Annotated in this window: 15 protein-coding genes; 14 read left to right on the forward strand and 1 reads right to left on the reverse strand. The window is 43.7% G+C overall.

From position 1 onward, the window contains the following. Positions 1 to 115 precede the first annotated feature (115 nt). From ACRPI0_RS02125 to ACRPI0_RS02135, 3 genes are all read left to right on the forward strand, one after another. Entirely contained in the window at positions 116 to 1,414 is a 1,299-nt protein-coding gene (locus tag ACRPI0_RS02125) for a Zn-dependent hydrolase (protein WP_432354496.1), read from the forward strand. A 143-nt stretch (positions 1,415 to 1,557) separates the two neighbouring features. Beyond that, positions 1,558 to 1,815, forward strand: a complete 258-nt coding sequence (locus tag ACRPI0_RS02130; protein ID WP_432354497.1) for a PepSY domain-containing protein — start codon at positions 1,558 to 1,560, stop codon at positions 1,813 to 1,815. Between the two features lie 123 nt (positions 1,816 to 1,938). Beyond that, entirely contained in the window at positions 1,939 to 2,952 is a 1,014-nt protein-coding gene (locus tag ACRPI0_RS02135; RefSeq protein ID WP_432354498.1) for an NADP-dependent oxidoreductase, read from the forward strand. A 71-nt stretch (positions 2,953 to 3,023) separates the two neighbouring features. On the opposite strand, the gene ACRPI0_RS02140 is transcribed toward ACRPI0_RS02135, so the two are convergent. Beyond that, positions 3,024 to 4,394, reverse strand: coding sequence for a PepSY-associated TM helix domain-containing protein (locus ACRPI0_RS02140; RefSeq protein ID WP_432354499.1), 1,371 nt, complete (start codon positions 4,392 to 4,394; stop codon positions 3,024 to 3,026). Between the two features lie 319 nt (positions 4,395 to 4,713). On the opposite strand from ACRPI0_RS02140, the gene ACRPI0_RS02145 reads away from it, so the two are divergent. From ACRPI0_RS02145 to ACRPI0_RS02195, 11 genes are all read left to right on the forward strand, one after another. After that, entirely contained in the window at positions 4,714 to 6,321 is a 1,608-nt protein-coding gene (locus ACRPI0_RS02145) for an ATP-binding protein (RefSeq protein ID WP_432354500.1), read from the forward strand. Beyond that, entirely contained in the window at positions 6,318 to 6,992 is a 675-nt protein-coding gene (locus ACRPI0_RS02150) for a response regulator (RefSeq protein WP_432354501.1), read from the forward strand. Before ACRPI0_RS02145 ends, ACRPI0_RS02150 begins: the two co-directional genes overlap by 4 nt. Positions 6,993 to 7,073: 81 nt before the next feature. Beyond that, entirely contained in the window at positions 7,074 to 7,220 is a 147-nt protein-coding gene (locus tag ACRPI0_RS02155; RefSeq protein WP_432354502.1) for a hypothetical protein, read from the forward strand. 323 nt (positions 7,221 to 7,543) lie between these two features. Next, positions 7,544 to 8,518: a tripartite tricarboxylate transporter substrate binding protein gene (locus tag ACRPI0_RS02160; RefSeq protein ID WP_432355864.1), complete on the forward strand. Its 975-nt coding sequence runs from the start codon at positions 7,544 to 7,546 to the stop codon at positions 8,516 to 8,518. A 77-nt stretch (positions 8,519 to 8,595) separates the two neighbouring features. Beyond that, positions 8,596 to 9,039, forward strand: a complete 444-nt coding sequence (locus ACRPI0_RS02165) for a tripartite tricarboxylate transporter TctB family protein (protein WP_432354503.1) — start codon at positions 8,596 to 8,598, stop codon at positions 9,037 to 9,039. A gap of 16 nt (positions 9,040 to 9,055) precedes the next feature. Next, positions 9,056 to 10,570 carry a tripartite tricarboxylate transporter permease gene (locus ACRPI0_RS02170; protein ID WP_432354504.1) on the forward strand — a complete coding sequence of 505 codons (1,515 nt, stop codon included), beginning with the start codon at positions 9,056 to 9,058 and terminating at the stop codon, positions 10,568 to 10,570. Between the two features lie 17 nt (positions 10,571 to 10,587). Then, positions 10,588 to 11,967, forward strand: a complete 1,380-nt coding sequence (locus tag ACRPI0_RS02175) for an SLC13 family permease (RefSeq protein ID WP_432354505.1) — start codon at positions 10,588 to 10,590, stop codon at positions 11,965 to 11,967. Positions 11,968 to 12,190: 223 nt separating this feature from the next. Next, positions 12,191 to 13,093: a methylisocitrate lyase gene (gene prpB, locus ACRPI0_RS02180; RefSeq protein WP_432354507.1), complete on the forward strand. Its 903-nt coding sequence runs from the start codon at positions 12,191 to 12,193 to the stop codon at positions 13,091 to 13,093. A gap of 18 nt (positions 13,094 to 13,111) precedes the next feature. After that, positions 13,112 to 14,266, forward strand: a complete 1,155-nt coding sequence (locus tag ACRPI0_RS02185; protein WP_432354509.1) for a PrpF domain-containing protein — start codon at positions 13,112 to 13,114, stop codon at positions 14,264 to 14,266. A 15-nt stretch (positions 14,267 to 14,281) separates the two neighbouring features. Continuing rightward, positions 14,282 to 16,969 carry an aconitate hydratase AcnA gene (acnA, locus tag ACRPI0_RS02190; protein WP_432354510.1) on the forward strand — a complete coding sequence of 896 codons (2,688 nt, stop codon included), beginning with the start codon at positions 14,282 to 14,284 and terminating at the stop codon, positions 16,967 to 16,969. Between the two features lie 81 nt (positions 16,970 to 17,050). Further along, positions 17,051 to 17,680 carry a DUF488 domain-containing protein gene (locus ACRPI0_RS02195; protein ID WP_432354511.1) on the forward strand — a complete coding sequence of 210 codons (630 nt, stop codon included), beginning with the start codon at positions 17,051 to 17,053 and terminating at the stop codon, positions 17,678 to 17,680. Positions 17,681 to 17,734 lie beyond the last annotated feature (54 nt).

Here is a 17,734-nt window from a genome sequence, read left to right on the forward strand (position 1 = left end):
GTATAAACATAATTTGCAATAAAATCGAGTTGCAAGTTAAATAAAGAGAATACGATTTATGGTATAGTCTACGTATTCGTACTGTTCAAACTACTATTCAAAAGGAGTGTGACTAATGACTGTAGAAGAAAACCTATATACTAGACTAATGGCTGGATATGATGAATCTTTGTCCAGAAGTGGTGTTGATGGCACAAGAGTCGCAGACAGATTGAATGAGCTATCAAAAATCGGAGTTTCTTTAGACGGTGGCATCACTCGACCGGGGTTTTCTAAGGAAGAAAAAAAGGCAAAACAACTAGTGAAATCGTGGATGGAACAAGCCGGCTTACAAGTGACGGAAGATGGAGCAGGTAACGTTATTGGAAGATTAGAAGGAATGGATTCAAAGAAAACAATTATGTCAGGATCGCATATAGATAGTGTTCCGAATGGCGGAAACTTTGACGGACCACTGGGTGTTATTGCTGCACTAGAAGTGGTTGAAGCCTGGAAAGAGACTGGTCACCAGCCCGCAAAGTCTTTTGAAGTAGTCATTTTCTCAGATGAAGAAGGATCGAGATTTGGTGCTGGTCTGACGGGGAGCCATGCGATGGTAGGGCAGTTAACGTTAGAGAAGGTGAATCAGCTAGTGGACTTTGAAGGCAAGTCGTTCAAAGAGGTTGTTGAAGAGTATGGCAGCTCGCTCCAAGAAGTTTTTAAAGCAAAACGAGATTTGAATGATGTGGAACTGTTCGTGGAATTACATATTGAGCAAGGAAAAATCTTGGAACGCAATGGACTATCTGTCGGCGTTGTAAAAGGAATCGCCGGTCCTGTGTGGATGAATGTCACGTTTGAAGGCGAAGCGGGTCATGCTGGCAATACGCCAATGAACGATCGCCGAGATTCGCTAGTCGCTGCCAGTCATTTCATTCATGCAGTGTCTGCGTTACCTCGACAATTCAGTGATACGGCTGTAGCGACGATTGGCAAGCTAAACGTCTCTCCAAATGGCATTAATGTAATCGCCCGAAAAGTGGAGTTGACAGTGGATATTCGAGATATTTATGAAGACAAACGCAATGCGTTAGTTGAAGCGATTCGTAACGCAGCAAGCGATGCGGGTTCGGTGCATGACGTTGAGGTCCAATGTCAACAGACGTTAGCAGTGGCCCCTTTACTCATTCAAGAACAGTTAGTTTCAAGTATAAAAGAAGCGATTACTCAGTTTGGCATTGAACCGGTGGAACTAATGAGTGGTGCGGGGCATGACGCAATGATAATGGGGGAAGTGATTCCTTCTGCGATGCTATTTGTTCAAAGTAAGAAAGGGATTAGCCACAATCCTGAAGAGTGGACGGATATGAAAGATTGTGTAATCGGCATTCACGTCTTGAAAGATTTCATTGAAAATCAAATGATGCATATTTGACTGCAAGCAGAGTGACATGAATGGGAAATATAACGGGTTTAATCTTAGAATGGGGTTTCTACGAATCGCTTATCCCTTTCTACGTCACACAATCTTGAGCCTAGCATAGACTGTCAGTGAGAACAGGAACTGGAGGAGATTGAGTGACGAATCAGACGTGGAATGAGTCCAATCGCTATTGGGCGAACCATTGGCAAAACCCGAGATATCGAATGATTTCCATAGAAGAAGCCATGATGATTGCTTTACAACAAGTCCCAGGTCACGTGGTTAAAGCCGAATTGGAATACGACCACGGAGCTGTTATTTATGAAATTGATATCCGTACGAGTGACGGGCAAAAGTATGAAGTGAAAATTGATGCGAATTCGGGAAATGTGTTAAGAGTGAAACCTGACTGATAGAACTAGCTACTGCGACGTTTATGCGGTAGCTATTTTTGCGATTTATTTAGGGATATGTAGGGTATACCTATAGAATAGTTTCTAATGTAAACGTAACTGATAAAAAAGGAGATCCTCTAAATGAATTCTATGAAAAATAGACAAATCCAGTTAGCCAATCGACCTGAGGGCAAACCGCAGGAAAGTGATTTTGAATTAGTCGAAGTACATGTACCCGAACTACAGGATGGAGAAATCTTAATCCAGACGCTTTATTTATCTGTAGATCCAGGGATGCGAAATATGATGAAAGACCAGAAATCATATACCTCTCCGTTTGCGTTACATGAAGTATTGACGGGCAGATCAGTTGGGAAAGTAGTGGAATCTAAAAATAAGAACTTTGAAATAGGGGACACCGTATTTGAGCGGCTAGGCTGGCAAGACTATTCGGTTTCCAACGGGAAAAACACGAAGAAGATTGACATCGATATAGCACCAGCATCTACTTACCTAGGTGTCTTGGGTGTTCCAGGGTTAGTTGCTTATTTTGGATTAACAGAAATCGCTTTACCAAAACGAGGGGAAACGGTAGTTGTTTCTGGTGCATCGGGTGCAGTTGGGATGAATGTAGGACAACTCGCAAAAATAATGGGTTGTCGTGTGGTCGGTATTGCGGGGTCTGATGAAAAAAATCGCTATCTCACCCAGGAGCTTGGGTTTGATGTAACGATTAATTATAAAACAACGGAAGACATGAAGACCGCACTTGAAGAAGCGTGTCCAGATGGCATTGATATTTACTTTGACAATGTAGGCGGTGAAATCACCGATGCCGCATTGCAATTGATTAACTATCAAGCACGGGTGGTCATTAGTGGACAAACTTCGCAATATAACGAAGAGAAATCAGACGTCGGACCGCGTTTCTTAAACCAACTAGTGACGAAAAGTGCAATGATTAAAGGATTTGTGGTCTACGATTATGAAGCCAAAAATGATGAAGCGATTAAACAGTTGGCGAGATGGCTTCGCTCAGGTGAATTGAAATACAAAGAAAACGTCGTTGACGGATTAGAAAATGCTCCACAAGCTTTCATGGATTTGTTCGAGAGCAAAAGTTTCGGCAAACAAGTTGTAAAAGTATCGGAGTAACTCCAAAGAAAAGAGGAAACCACTGAATAGACAGTGGTTTCCTCTTTTTTGTGATGAACGTTCCATTTGTATTATATTACGTCGGAAGAACCCTGCTTTTTAGTAATGAGGTGTAAGATTCCTTCAACAGCGAGTACTATGAGTATTGAAATTCCGAATAGCGGCATGATAATTCCTAATACTACCATCAACACTATAAAACCAATGGAAATACCACTTGTTGTCTTAGGCGGAGCGGAGAGATTTCCTTTTCGTTTTCTGGATAACCACATTTTAAACCCGTAGAAGATTAGGAATAGGAATGCCAAACAAACAATTAAGTTAATGATTTTGTTTGGCCATCCGAACAAATGTCCTTCGTGTAACGGGATGCCCCATGTAAACCATTTGGCCAATATTCCATACTCGTCATACCCAACTTTTGAAATGAGTTCACCACTGTATTGATCGAAATAAGCAGTCATTTCTTCAGAAGGATTGACATCTAATCCTGTGACACCCGTGTTACTTCCTTTAGAAACTGTGAAAGCACCCTCTTCAGAAAAAGGATAGACGACTGAATAAGGTTTTGAAATATTAGCGTCTCGTGCTTTCCACATTAGTTTTTCAACGAGGATTCCATCATTCCCCATATCCATTCCAGGCATCTTACCGCCACCCCCATGATTCGCGTGAGGATCAGGCTTTGTGGAATCAGGTGCTTTTTCTTTTCGGGTAGCCCATGGAATTTCACTCATATTGGAAGTTGGGGGTTGCTGCTGAAGCAACGGAGTTCCGATAGAAGGATGCTCTTGGGATACACTATAGATGAAGTTCCCCATGAATGCGGACCACGGTAGTCCTGTGAAAATGAGAATAATCATTGGAATTGTGATGATTGTACCGATGAGTGCGTGAATCCTTTTAAATTGAAGACGTCGTGTTGGTTTTTTAGGCTTTTTTAGTGCACGGCTTTTAATCGTCATATAAAGTCCTGAGAATAGTAAAAAGATTGCCCAGCATGCAGCTAATTCAACCAAGTAATTCACGACAGTTCCCCCGACGAATAAGGAACTATGGATATTTCGCATGATGTTGGCATACGTGTACTTAGAATTTTGGGAGCCAACGATTTCGTTATGTTTATCTAAAAATACGTACTTTTCTTCACCAGATTCTGATTTTAACGTGAGCCTCGTATTATAAGGTTCGTCCATTATCATAATCTTGGAAACTTCAAATCCTTTGTTTTCATGCTTCACAAGGGAAATCCCCTCGTCAATCGTCAATTGGTACGTTTCTTCACTGTTGCCGAAGAAGAGATCTTTGTACGCAATATCTTCTACATCGTTGAAAAACAAATAACCGATTCCGCTTAAGGTTAATGTAATCAGCAGGGGTGCCATAAACAATGCACCGAAGAAATGCCATCTCCAAAAACGATTGTATACTCCTTTTTTCATAGCAAACCCTCCTATTTAACTTATTATGATTTATTAGCTAACGTTGTAATTCGCGATTCAGATCACTTTTTTCTACGTGAATTATAATGTGTCCAACTAAGTCTAGCGTAAACCATGCAGATACCTATGTTTGTTACATCTAAAGAGTTATATCATTCAATTGTGAACTATAAATGAACAGAACACGAGGCGCCCCACATTGTTATGTAACGAAAGACCGGTGTACTAGAAACCTTTTAGTACAGCGGATGAAAGTAGTTGAGCGATAAGTTCCTCTATTCACAGCATTTTGTACAGGCTATACTTAAACAAAATAGGTATGGAAGTGATGTCAGTGTTGCGTTCAAAACTTCAAAAGAAAATACTACTCATCGTGACATCGCTTATTATTTTTATAATGAGTCTTATGCTTGCGGTTTTTGTCGTGACAGATTACTTGAATTTGTTCGAACGCAGTTACACGATTAGCTTGCAAACTGCGAAGATGCTGTCCTATATGGACACTGTACAAAAAGGAGTAGCTGGTGAAACAGATGCCGAGGAAGCAGGGGATTTGGAAGCGCTCATCGACCATTATCAAAGTCAAGTAGATGCAACGTTCATCGTCATTCATGACAAGAACGGTAGAATTCTAGCTTCACCTGAAGGTCATCGTGTTGGATCTGTGGAAGCTTATGACAATGGGTTTAAAGCAATTGTTTTCGGTGCCAATTATTCTATGGTTTCTGCTGAAATCATTGGTCCTTCTGTTGTTAGTAAAGCGCCTATATATAGTGAGGATAAACAAATCGTAGGGGTCGTAACTGTTGGATATTTAATATCAGACTTACGTGAAATTGTGTATCATCGAGTGGAAAAGTTACTGTATATTTCGATTTTTATTTTAGCGTTAGGAATTTTACTTAGTTTTTGGTTAGCGCATTCGATTCGAAAAGACACACTTGGAATGGAACCTGAGCAAATTGCAGAATTTTACATGGAACGGAAAGCAATTTTAGCTTCTATTGATGAAGGAATTATTGCTGTGAATCGGGTTGGGACGATGACGTTAATCAATACAGCAGCACGACATATTCTCGGGATATCCAGTAGTCGTAAAGGAGATTCCATCGATACGATTTTTCCGAATCTCCCTAACGTGGAGGCGTTCCAAAACCCGCATGCACAAGCCTTTGAACTGACCCATGAAGACAAACGACTCGTTGTTAGTGCGATGCCGTTACGGTTAAATGGTGAACAAAAGGGTGCAGTTATTACGTTTAGAGATAAGACGGAGATGGCTGAAATCGTTAATACGCTATATGAAGTTAGAAAGTATTCAGATGATTTGCGGGCTCAAACCCACGAGTTCACGAACAAGCTGTATTTAATATCGGGGCTCATGCAACTTGGGAAATATGATGAAGCAATCCGAACAATCCAAACAGATATCGATGTATCGGATGAAACCAACCAAATTATCTTCGACTCGATTAAAGATGCTCACGTTCAAGCGATTTTGTTTGGCAAGGTAGGTAAAGCATCAGAGTTGAAAGTGGCGTTTGACGTGGATGAAAACAGCAGTTTGGAATCGCTGCCAGAGTGGTTTGGAACGGGTGCATTGACGGTGATTCTAGGAAACTTGATCGACAATGCGCTTGAAGCGATTGCGAATGATCCACTAGGGAAAGTGTCGTTTTTCGCACTCGATCTCGGAGAAGATTACATTTTTGAGGTTTCAGATAATGGAAGTGGAATTGAGGATAAACACTTGGATACGATATTTGAACAAGGGTTTTCGACTAAACGAGTGAACGGACGAGGCTTTGGATTAGCGAATGTGGAGCGCGCGGTACATGCGCTCGGTGGCTATGTCCAAGTTACGAGTGGAAGCCTGGGGACGGTCTTTTCGGTTTATATTCCTAAAGGGAAGGGGGAGAATGTATGATTCGTGCAGCTATTATAGAAGATGATTTCCGCATCGCTGCGATCCATCAACAATTCTTGGAGAGTATTGAAGGGGTTACAGTTGTCGGGCAGGCTTTACGTGCATCAGAAGCATGGGAGCTTCTTGCAAGAGAGCCGATTGATCTGCTACTTGTTGATATTTACATGCCGGACCAACTAGGGACTGATTTAGTGAGAGAGTTGAAAGTGAAGTATCCTGAGCTCGATTTCATTATGATTACTGCTGCGAACGATCGAGAGTTGATTGCGAAGAGTATGGATGCGGGTGCGTTTCATTACTTAGTAAAACCTGTTGAGTTGACGAAGTTGAGTGAAATCATCATGCGTTATCAGGGGCGGAAACAGTTGCTGTCTGAAGGTAAACTGAATGATCAATCGGACATCGATGCGTTGTTTGGATATGGACAGACGATTCAGGAGACAGTGTCTGATCTCCCGAAAGGCATACATCCGCTAACGCTTGATAAAGTGAGTGAATTGGTATGTACGTTGAATGAAGGAACAAGTGCTGAAGAAATCGGCGAACGTCTTGGCGCTTCGCGGACTACGGCACGACGATACTTGGAGTACTTGGTCGCAGAAGGCAAGATGCGCGCAGAACTCGAGTATGGAATTGTCGGTAGGCCAGAACGTAAATACTTTGCAAACTAGTAACAGCTGGCTCACGCGATTTGTGTGAGCTAGCTGTTTTTTGTTTGGAGTTTGTAGGATGTTATCGACAAACTCCCTGATATGTCGGAGAAAACAGGTAAAGTGTCGGAGAAACGCATACGAGTGATAGAGAAACCAGCGGGAGTGATGGACAAGTCGACCGAACTGACCGAGATGACAAATCGTCGCTTGCCGGATTGTGTGTCAGGAAGAAATAGCCCATCTTGAAACAAGCGAAGCGCTACCAATCAATCCCTTAAGGTACTTGAATTGTATCCGGTTATCGACAAACTCCCTGATATGTCGGAGAAACACGTTAAGTGTCGGACAAACACAAACGAGTGGTGGAGAAACCAGCGGGAGTGATGGACAAGTCGACCAAAGTGATGGAGAAACCCAAGGTACCTCCCCCCGTGAACTTAATGAACAAAATGACCATTATGTCGTTTTAATTTTTAAAATTGTAAACGGTTACAATTTGATAGTTTACAAGTATGATAACAATTAGAAAATTAAAACATAGGAAAAGGGGAGAATACACTTTGAAAAAAATGCTTGGAGTTGCGGCGATGTCGTTCGCACTGATCTTAGGAGCTTGTTCATCAGATAATGCAGACGGAAAAGACGCGGAGTTCCCGAAAAAGAATATTGAATTTGTTGCACCAGCTACACCAGGTGGTGGTTGGGACGCGACTGCACGTGCGATCCAAAAGATCATGAAAGAAGAAAAAATCGTTGACCAGAGTATGACAGTTATTAACAAGCCAGGCGGTAGTGGAGAAGTTGGTTGGCAGTACTTGGCTAAAAAAGATGCACACTCACTCGCAATCGATTCTAGTCTATTGCTAACGAACAACTTACTGGGTCAAAGTGAATTGACATATGAAGACTTCACTCCAATTGCAACATTAACGACAGAGTGGATTTCAGTTGCAGTTCCAAACAATTCACCATACAAAGATGCTACAGAGCTAATGGAGCAACTTAAAAAAGATCCAGGGTCCGTTAAAATTGGTATCGCACCAGGTCTAGGAAACAATGACCACTTATCATTCGTAAAAGCAGCGAAAACTTTCGGTGTTGACGTTACGAAACTGAACTTCCTTGTATACGAGAGCGGCGGAGACGTTATGACGAGCCTACTTGGTGGTCACGTAGATGCAGCAACAATGGCAGTTTCAGAATCACAAGAACAGCACCTTGCGAAGAAATTTAAAATCGTAGCAATCACTTCAGACGAGCGTCTTGAAGAAATTCCTGATGTACCGACGTGGAAAGAACAAGGTGTTGACTTAGTATTCCCTCACTGGCGCGGGATCCTCGGACCTCCAGATATGACGGAAGAGCAAATTAAGTATTGGGACGATGCAATTGGCAAAATGGTTAAAACAGATGCATGGAAAGAGTTAATTGAAAATAATGGCTGGGAAGACTTCTACAAAGATAGTGCAGAAACGAAGAAGTTCCTAGAAGAGCAAACAGGCATGTACACAGAGCTGATTGAAGAATCAGGACTAAAAAAATAAGTGTTCCGGTAAAGGTTGAGTCCCGCTCCGGCGGGCTCGCTTTTTTACTTCTATTATGGATAAGGAGGAACGATTGAATGGTTCGATACATAACCCCGCTGCTGTCCGTCTTAATCGGCATAGCTTTACTCATTGGTGGACTTAACTTACCAAAGTCGAATCTTGGAAACCCCGACGGACCGATGTATTTCCCCGTACTCATTGCGATTATTTTAATCCTTTCAGGCATTGTGTACTTTTTACAAGAGTTCAAAGCACGTGGTGGGAAGTTTAGTGACTTCACACCGATGCGTCTTGGAAAATCACCGATGTACTTAGGCGTATCGCTCGTACTGATGATTATTTACACAATTTTGTTTGAACGAATCGGATTTTTATTCTCAACAATGATCTTTTTAGCAGGATTGCTATTTTTATTAAATGGGCGGAAAAAGTGGCTCATGAATGTTTTAGTTGCAGTAATTTTTTCAGTAGTGACATGGTATGCGTTTGGTACGTTGCTACAAGTAAGTTTGCCGTAAGGGAGGAGGAAAACGAATGGGTACAGATATGCAAATCGTATTAGATGGTTTTTTAACAGCAATCCAGCCGGCTAATCTCTTCTGGATAGCACTCGGTGGTTTCCTCGGGACGGTTGTCGGAATGCTTCCAGGACTTGGACCTGCGACGGCAATCGCACTTCTCATTCCGATTACATTCGGAATGGATCCAACAAGTGCACTTATTTTGATGGCAGCAATCTATTATGGAGCAATGTACGGAGGGTCAAGAAGTTCGATCCTCTTGAACACTCCAGGAGACGGTTCTGCAATTGCGGCTACATTTGATGGGTATCCGATGGCGAAAAAAGGTCAAGCGGGTCAAGCGCTCGCGATGTCAGCCGTTGCATCCTTAATAGGTGGGTTAATGGCAGTTGTTGGATTTATCGTTCTAGCAAAACCACTTGCCAGTTTCGCATTGAAGTTTGGACCTGCCGAGTATTTCCTACTTATGGTATTTACACTTTCTGCTGTTGTTGCGCTTGCAAAAGGTCAGATGGTTAAAGGCTTCATCTCTATGGCAATCGGTCTGATGATTAGTACAGTCGGAATCGACTTGCAGACGGGTGTTTACCGATTTACGGCGGGAAGCCCGCACTTAAGTGAAGGTATCGATTTCCTTGTTGTCATTATCGGAATCTACGCAGTAGGAGAAGTACTTTATAACTTCTTGACGATTAATAAACCGGTCGGTGAGAAGAAGAGTGTAGGAAAGATTTGGATTACGAAAGAACAGTGGAAACGGTCGAAATGGCCAATTATCCGTAACGGTCCAATCGGTTTCATCATAGGTGTGTTACCGGGTGCGGGTGGTGCGATTGCGTCTATGCTCAGTTACTCAATGGAAAAGCAGATTTCAAAGCATCCTGAAGAATTTGGAGAAGGAGCTGTAGAAGGACTTGCTGCACCTGAATCTTCGAATAATGCGGCTGCAGTCGGTGCGTTTATACCGATGCTAACGATGGGAATTCCAGGATCAGGAACGACAGCAGTTATTTTAGGAGCTCTCGTTATGCTTGGATTGAAACCAGGACCGTTGTTATTTGAAAATGAACCTGAGTTGGTTTGGACATTCATTAACAGTATGTTCGTCGGAAACTTGTTCCTCGTAATTTTAAATATCGCGTTAGTTGGCTTGCTAGTGAAGATTTTGGATACGCCACCACGTGTTCTCTATCCATTGATTATGATGCTTGCGTTCATCGGTACGTATACACTTGGCTACAGTACAGTTGACTTCATCATCTTAATTGTTTTCGGATTTGTTGGTTTGTTCATGAAACTATTGAAATTCCCAGTTGCGCCATTGATACTGGCCGTCATTGTCGGCTCCGATATGGAACAGAACTTCCGTATGAGTCTTATTTCGCACCCTGATATTATCGGGATTGCGACCGCTTCACCTATTACGATTGCCCTTGTCATCATGACAATCATTTCACTTGGATTCCCGTTCCTATCTTCTTGGCTCATAAACCGTAAAAGAGGGAAAACATCGAGTGATTCGATGTAAGTAAGGATGTGTCAGAGATGACGAAAACGAAACGAATGATTTTTAGTGCAAGCCTGCTGATCTACATACTGACGTTTCAGCCGTTTTTTGAAACGTCAATTGTCGTTCAAGCAATTATGAGCCTCATCATTATCCAAGTTCTTTGGATAGGTGGGGTCTTTCCATTGGCGTTCAGTTCACTGTTATTAATGCTCTTACTCTCTGTCCATTTCTTTACGTTTACAGAAACGTTGAGTTATTTCGGATCCGAGATTGTCTGGTTGCTGTTTGCAACATTCATCTTAGCGGGTGCATTCATCGAATCGGGGTTAGCGAGTCGATTATCCTTGAAGTTGCTTTCGTTATCGAAAGGATCTAGCCGCTTGCTCGTTTTTTTCTCTTTTGTCCTCATGTTCGTGTTGTCGCTTTTCATACCTTCGAATGTTGGGAAAGCAGGACTCGTTTCTTCGATGCTCGATAGCATCGTAAAGCATTTACAATCCGTTGGGAAAGCGACCAACTTAGCAAAATCCTTATTTATCGGATTAACGCTAATCGTTCCCATTTCAGGAGCAGTTGTGGCAACAGGAGCGAGTTCAACGTTATATGCCTATGGGCTACTTGGTGAATTGACGAGCGGACTCGATTACGTGCAGTGGTTGTTGTTCATGGGTCCACCGATTGTTGTTTTCATTTTTGTTGTTTATGGATTGTTTTTGGTGATATTTCCGTTGGAATCGATCGATGCACAATTACTGGAGACGGTAATCGAAGAGAAGTTGCAAGGATTAGGGAAGATGTCGATTCATGAATGGAAAGTACTTGGAATTATTAGCTTGACGGTGTTTCTGTGGATGACAGAATCAGTTCATGGATTTTCAGTAGCGCTCGTTGCTCTATTTGGAGCAGTGTTAACGATTTTACCAGGGACCGGAATTTGGAAGTGGGAAGTCGCTGGAAAGAAAGTGAACTGGGATCTAATTCTCTTCTTTGCAGCGACGTTAATGTTGTCAAACATGCTCATTAAGACGGGGACAGTTAAATGGTTTGCATCGTTATTAACAGATACATTAGCGGAAGACTCATACTTACTAGTAGTACTTCTAGTACTCGGCGTGACCGCGTTATTGCGTCTGTTTTTTGTCAATGTTCTAGGCTTTCTCACAATCATCCTACCGGTTGCTATCGCAATCGGCGAAGCCTTCCCATCACATGATCCACTCTTTCTAGCAATGGGTGTATTTCTTGTTGGCATCCCTGGTTTCATATTAATCACCCAATCACCGATTCACTTGATCAGCTATGATTACGGTTACTTCTCGAAGAAAGATCTATTCCGAGTAGGTTCGATTGCAATGGTGTTATGGTTCGGACTTGTCGTTCTCACGATGTACGGCTATTGGATGGTAGTTTACTAATACTAACTTTTATGGATTATTAATATTTCAAGCGTACCGTTGTTTGAAACGTAAGATGGCGACTCCGGAGGGATTAGCGCAGATTGAAGACCCTGGACTGAGCAACGAGAAGTAAGCGGCTGAAATCAAGCCCTTCGGAAAGCGTCCATCTGAAGTGTAAATCAACCCAGTCTTAATAACATATTAACTAATATAAAAATTCTATCGAAACGAGGAGATCTATATGACATGGTTAACACATGAACAGAAATCACAGAAGGAATTAGCAGAGCAATTTCTGAATCTGATAAAGGCCACGGAAATATTGAAAATCATGGGGACGCACGACGGCATGTCCGCATTGATCGCACAGAAAGTTGGATTTCAAGCACTCTACTTGTCTGGTGCTGCCTTCACTGCAAGCCGAGGACTCCCCGATCTCGGAATCTTACACTCTCAAGAAGTCGCAGAACGCGCACGTGAATTGACACGGGCGACAAGTCTTCCTCTGCTCGTAGACATCGACACAGGTTTTGGTGGCGTATTAAACGTTGCTCGAACAGCTAAAGAAATGGTCGAAGCAAACGTCGCTGCAGTCCAATTGGAAGACCAAGACTTACCGAAGAAATGTGGTCATTTGAACGGGAAGAAACTAGTTACCGCAGAAGAAATGGCAGCTAAAATCCGTGCCATCAAAGAAGTCGCGCCAACGCTGGTCGTTATTGCACGTACGGATGCACTCGCTGTAGAAGGATTTGACGCAGCCGTTGACCGGTTGAAACTCTATGTTGAAGCAGGCGCAGATGCGTTGTTCCCTGAAGCACTCACAACTGAAGACGAGTTCCGCCAAATGGCATCCCAATTTGACGTACCGCTCCTCGCCAATATGACAGAGTTCGGAAAGACCGATTACTATACTGCATCCCAATTTGAAGACTTCGGGTATTCGATGGTCATTTATCCCGTAACCTCTCTTCGTGCAGCGGCAAAAGCGGTCGAACTAGTCTGTCAGGAAATCTTTGAAAAAGGTACACAAAAGGATGTATTGGATAACATGCAAACGCGTCGTGAGCTTTACGAAACCATCGGACTCGAAGACTATGAGTCGCTTGACGGCAAAATTGCGAAAACCATTATTCCAGAGTAAATGGATGGAGGTAGTTTGATGAAACAGAGAACAGTTCCATGTGTAGTCTATCGAGGGGGAACGAGTCGAGGGGTATTCTTCAATGAAGCCGACTTGCCGACTTCCTCAATAGCAAGAAATCATATTTTTATGTCCGCAATTGATGCCTATAATCCGTCTCAAGTGAATGGTCTCGGAAGTGGAACGTCTCATACGAGCAAAGTCATAACAGTTCGTCCATCGGAACGCGCGGATGCGTGTTTAAGTTATACATTTCATCAAGTAGGAATTGGTGAAGCGATTGTCGATGCAGAAGGGACATGCGGTAACTTAATGGCTGCTGTCGGAGCGTATGCAATCGATGAAGGCTACGTTGAATGCCCTACTGAAAACGGTATCGTTGACGTTACCGTCTACAATGAAAACATCGGTCGCTTGATAGAATTAACTGTTCCGGTTGAATCGGGACGTGCTCTAGTAGAGGGTGATTACTTGATGCCTGGGCTGGTGCATTCTGGCGCTCGCATCGGTGTCTCGATTTTATCACCAGGTGGTGGAAAGACAGGGAAGACTTTCCCGATCGGACGTAAATGCAACCTGACGGTGGACGGACAGCAAGTTGAAGCTACATTTTCTGATGTCGTGAATCCTTTTGTGTTTGTTCATGCGGAGGCGTTTGGCTATACAGGTTTTGAGTCGAATGCCGTTTTAGGTGCGGATACTGAACTGCTCGGATTGCTTGAAACGATACGAATCGCAGGTGCAGTCGCCTCAGGAATGGCGGATAGTCCTGAGATGGCACGCGAAGTGCCTTCGATACCAAAGGTTGCTCTCGTGTCTGCGCCGTGTGACTATGTGGCAACTTCGGGGGAAACCATTCGTGCAGATGAGGTCGATATTATCGCCCGAATGATTTCGATGGGGAAGTTCCATTGGACGTTTGCGGGGAGCGGCTTATATAATTTGGCATCCATGACGCTTCTTGAGGAAACGGTTCCACATGACTGTGTGAGGAAGTATGGAGTAGAAAACGACAAACGAACGAGAAAAATGGTTCGCATTGGTCATCCTGATGGAGTTGCGGAAGTGATGGTTGAATTGACTCCAGACGGTTCCGATGTTGTAGCGGTTGGGCTCGATCGGACGGCAAGAAGAATTATGGATGGACAATGTTATGTGCCGGATTGGATGTAGAAAGGGCGGGATTAAATGAAACCGACAACTCGTTGGAATCGAACGACTTTGCAAGCGGAGCTTCAAGTAGGGTGTGAGCGCTATTCTTTTGTGTCGCTTGAAAAACTAGCGGAACTTGGATTTTCTGAAATTAATGCGCTCCCTCATACGATCCGATTGTTGCTTGAAGCGGCTGTTCGTCATGCAGACGGGATGTACATTACGGAAGCGCACATTCGCGAACTCGCAGAATGGTCGGGTGCACATGTAGGAAACGAAGTTCCGTTCAAGCCCTCGAGAATCGTTTTTCAGGACTTTACAGGCATTCCAGCGATCGTCGATTTGGCTTCTATGCGTGACGCAGTTGCGCAACTAGGGGGAGATCCGACTCGAGTGAATCCACAGATTCCTGTAGATCTCGTCATCGATCACTCAGTCATTATCGAACACGCTGGAGATGCACAAGCGTTCGATCGAAATGTCGCCATTGAATACGAACGCAACGGCGAACGATATTCGTTCGTCCGCTGGGCTCAAAAAAGTTTTGAGAACTTTAACGTAGTACCTCCCTCTAACGGGATTGTTCATCAAGTTAATTTGGAGTATTTGGCGACAGGCATTCGTACAGAAGAACGAGGTGGAAAGAAATGGGTCTATCCAGATTCGTTAGTTGGAACGGACTCACATACGCCAATGATCAATGGAATTGGAACAATCGGTTGGGGTGTCGGGGGCATTGAAGCAGAAGCCGCGATGCTCGGACAACCGCTCTATTTCACCGTGCCAGATGTCCTCGGTGTGAAGCTCGTCGGTTCATTGAACGAAGGGGTCACAGCAACAGATATAGCACTCACAATTACTGGAATCTTGCGCAGAAAAGGGGTTGTCGGAAAGTTCGTCGAGTTTTACGGCGAAGGATTGAAGACAATTCCCGTGACGGATCGGGCAACCATCGCCAACATGGCACCGGAATACGGAGCGACAATGAGTTTCTTCCCAGCAGATGCGTTGACGATGGACTATTTCCGTCAAACAGGGCGGGAAGCAGGAGTTCCACTAACAGAAGCGTATTTACGCGCACAAGGATTATTTGTGGATGATGCGACAAAGCCTCCAACATTCTCGGAAACAATGGAAATTGAGTTGGATGAAATCAAGCCCACTGTGAGTGGACCCAAACGACCTCAAGACACGATTTTGCTGACGGATATGAAGCAATCGTTTAAAAATGTATTGGTGCAACCCGTTTCTGAAGGTGGCTATGGCATGGGAGAAGAGACCGCATCCGGTAAAGAGGGTGCGCTTCGGCATGGATCAGTAGTGTTAGCTTCCATTACGAGCTGCACAAATACGTCGAATCCTTCTGTCATGATGATGGCGGGGTTACTTGCGAAGAAGGCTGTCGCAAAAGGACTTAAGCCTCCATCTTACGTAAAGACGACGTTGTCTCCAGGTTCTCGTGTAGTGACACGCTATTTGGAGAAAGCAAATCTCTTACCTTCACTCGAGCAGCTTGGATTTTGGGTGGATGGCTATGGCTGTGCGACGTGTTGCGGCAATAGTGGGGCTCTTGTACCTGAAGCAGAGAAGGCAATTGCGGAAAATGAGTTGGTCGCCGCATCTGTGTTAAGTGGGAATCGTAATTTTGAAGGTCGTGTTCATCCCCTTGTGAAAGCGAACTATTTAGCATCACCGCCACTTGTTGTTGCGTATGCGTTAGCGGGACGTGTGGATATCGATTTCGAGAAAGAACCCATTGGTATGGATGTCTCAGGTGCTCTGGTCTATTTGGTGGATCTTTGGCCGACAGCAAAAGAAGTCTCTGATGCGATTTTGTCTTCAGTGGACGCACAGTTATTCCGTGATGAGTATTCAGGGATTTATTCCAATGAAACGTGGGAGGCGATTCCGTCTTCTGACGGTATGCGATATGACTGGGACGAAACGTCGACGTATATCCAACAGGCTCCTTATTTCGAGGATGGTGCAGATCATGTTTGGATTACCGAACAGACGACAAACATGGTGCCACTTCTAATGCTCGGAGATTCGATTACGACAGATCACATTTCACCGGCAGGTCAGATTCCATTATATAGTGAAGCGGGGGAGTTTTTGTCCGCACAAGGAATCGGTCCGCGTGCTTTTAATAATTACGGAGCACGCCGAGGAAATCATCACGTCATGATGCGCGGAACATTTGCGAACATTCGTCTGCGCAACCAGCTTGTTGACGGGCTAGAAGGCGGTTATACAGTTCACCGTGGAACAGGTGAAACCGTCAGCGTGTTTGAAGCTTCCAAACGTTATCGTGCTGAAAAGCGGAACTTACTAGTCATTGCGGGGAAAGAATATGGTACCGGTAGCTCACGTGACTGGGCGGCAAAAGGAACGACATTGCTCGGTGTGAAAGCCGTGCTAGCAGAGAGTTTTGAACGCATTCATCGCAGTAATCTAGCTGGTATGGGCGTTTTGCCCCTGCAATTTGCGGACGGACTAAGTGCACGAGAACTTGAACTAAATGGAACTGAAACCTATTCGTTGATTGGGATTACTGACAGTGACTTCCAACCAGGTCAACATGCGACGGTAAATGTGTTACGTGAAGACGGTAGTGAAATTCAATTTGCAGTCATCGTCCGTATCGATAACGCAATTGAAAAGGACACGTATTTGCAAGGTGGTATATTGCCAGCGATGGCTGCGAAATTATCGCGAGCATAGGTTAAGTATTCTCCTTCTAATAAACGAGGCACCTGATACCTTTCAGGTGTCTTTTTTTATGGGGAGTTTTTAGAAGCTTGAATGTTATATCGAGTACAGGTTTTGAGTGACTTGAACGAGGGCATTCCAATAGTAAACAGTAAAAAGGATGAATCCTATGAACATCTATACTATTGGACATTATTCACATACGAAAGAAGAATTCATTCAGCTTTTAACTCAGCTGGTATTGAAACGCTCGTTGACGTTCGCGCTTACCCTGGGAGCCGTAAGTTTCCATGGTTTGCAAATGACAAGATGGCTGAAAGGCTCCCAGAAGCGGGAATTAATTATACACACATTGAAGAACTTGGCGGAAGACGCCAGCCATCGCAGCTCATTTCGCCAGCATTAAATGACGGATGGGACAATCAATCTTTTCATAACTATGCCGATTATACGTTGTCGGATTGCTTTCAAGTTGCTGTGAAGAAGTTAACGGAAATTGCTAGTGAAAAAACAAGGGCGTATTGCTGCTCGGAACGACATCCTGCACGCTGCCACCGACTGATAATTAGCAATTGGCTCGCTGTTCATGATTGGAGCGTTACACATATTGTTCCGAATAGTAAAGGAGCTGCAGACCTAGTGCCACATGAGCTTGGACAATGGGGAGCTATGCTGATTATCGAAGAAGATAAAACTGTCGTTTATCCACCGTTAAACACTTGAATAGATAGCGCGGCATTATAAATATTCATCTAATAGTTTTAGCAAAGACTGTCT

This window comes from Sporosarcina sp. A2 (assembly GCF_050858885.1).
Classification (GTDB): domain Bacteria; phylum Bacillota; class Bacilli; order Bacillales_A; family Planococcaceae; genus Sporosarcina.

Bases quoted from the DNA above. Each gene is read 5' to 3' on its own strand.
- ACRPI0_RS02165 (WP_432354503.1), top strand. From the start codon at position 8,596: ATGGTTCGATACATAACCCCGCTGCTGTCCGTCTTAATCGGCATAGCT.
- ACRPI0_RS02195 (WP_432354511.1), top strand. From the start codon at position 17,051: ATGTTATATCGAGTACAGGTTTTGAGTGACTTGAACGAGGGCATTCCA.
- ACRPI0_RS02125 (WP_432354496.1), top strand. From the start codon at position 116: ATGACTGTAGAAGAAAACCTATATACTAGACTAATGGCTGGATATGAT.
- prpB (WP_432354507.1), top strand. From the start codon at position 12,191: ATGACATGGTTAACACATGAACAGAAATCACAGAAGGAATTAGCAGAG.
- ACRPI0_RS02145 (WP_432354500.1), top strand. From the start codon at position 4,714: ATGGAAGTGATGTCAGTGTTGCGTTCAAAACTTCAAAAGAAAATACTA.
- ACRPI0_RS02175 (WP_432354505.1), top strand. From the start codon at position 10,588: ATGACGAAAACGAAACGAATGATTTTTAGTGCAAGCCTGCTGATCTAC.
- ACRPI0_RS02135 (WP_432354498.1), top strand. From the start codon at position 1,939: ATGAATTCTATGAAAAATAGACAAATCCAGTTAGCCAATCGACCTGAG.
- ACRPI0_RS02170 (WP_432354504.1), top strand. From the start codon at position 9,056: ATGGGTACAGATATGCAAATCGTATTAGATGGTTTTTTAACAGCAATC.
- ACRPI0_RS02185 (WP_432354509.1), top strand. From the start codon at position 13,112: ATGAAACAGAGAACAGTTCCATGTGTAGTCTATCGAGGGGGAACGAGT.
- ACRPI0_RS02140 (WP_432354499.1), bottom strand. From the start codon at position 4,394: ATGAAAAAAGGAGTATACAATCGTTTTTGGAGATGGCATTTCTTCGGT.
- ACRPI0_RS02155 (WP_432354502.1), top strand. From the start codon at position 7,074: ATGTCGGAGAAAACAGGTAAAGTGTCGGAGAAACGCATACGAGTGATA.
- acnA (WP_432354510.1), top strand. From the start codon at position 14,282: ATGAAACCGACAACTCGTTGGAATCGAACGACTTTGCAAGCGGAGCTT.
- ACRPI0_RS02160 (WP_432355864.1), top strand. From the start codon at position 7,544: ATGCTTGGAGTTGCGGCGATGTCGTTCGCACTGATCTTAGGAGCTTGT.
- ACRPI0_RS02150 (WP_432354501.1), top strand. From the start codon at position 6,318: ATGATTCGTGCAGCTATTATAGAAGATGATTTCCGCATCGCTGCGATC.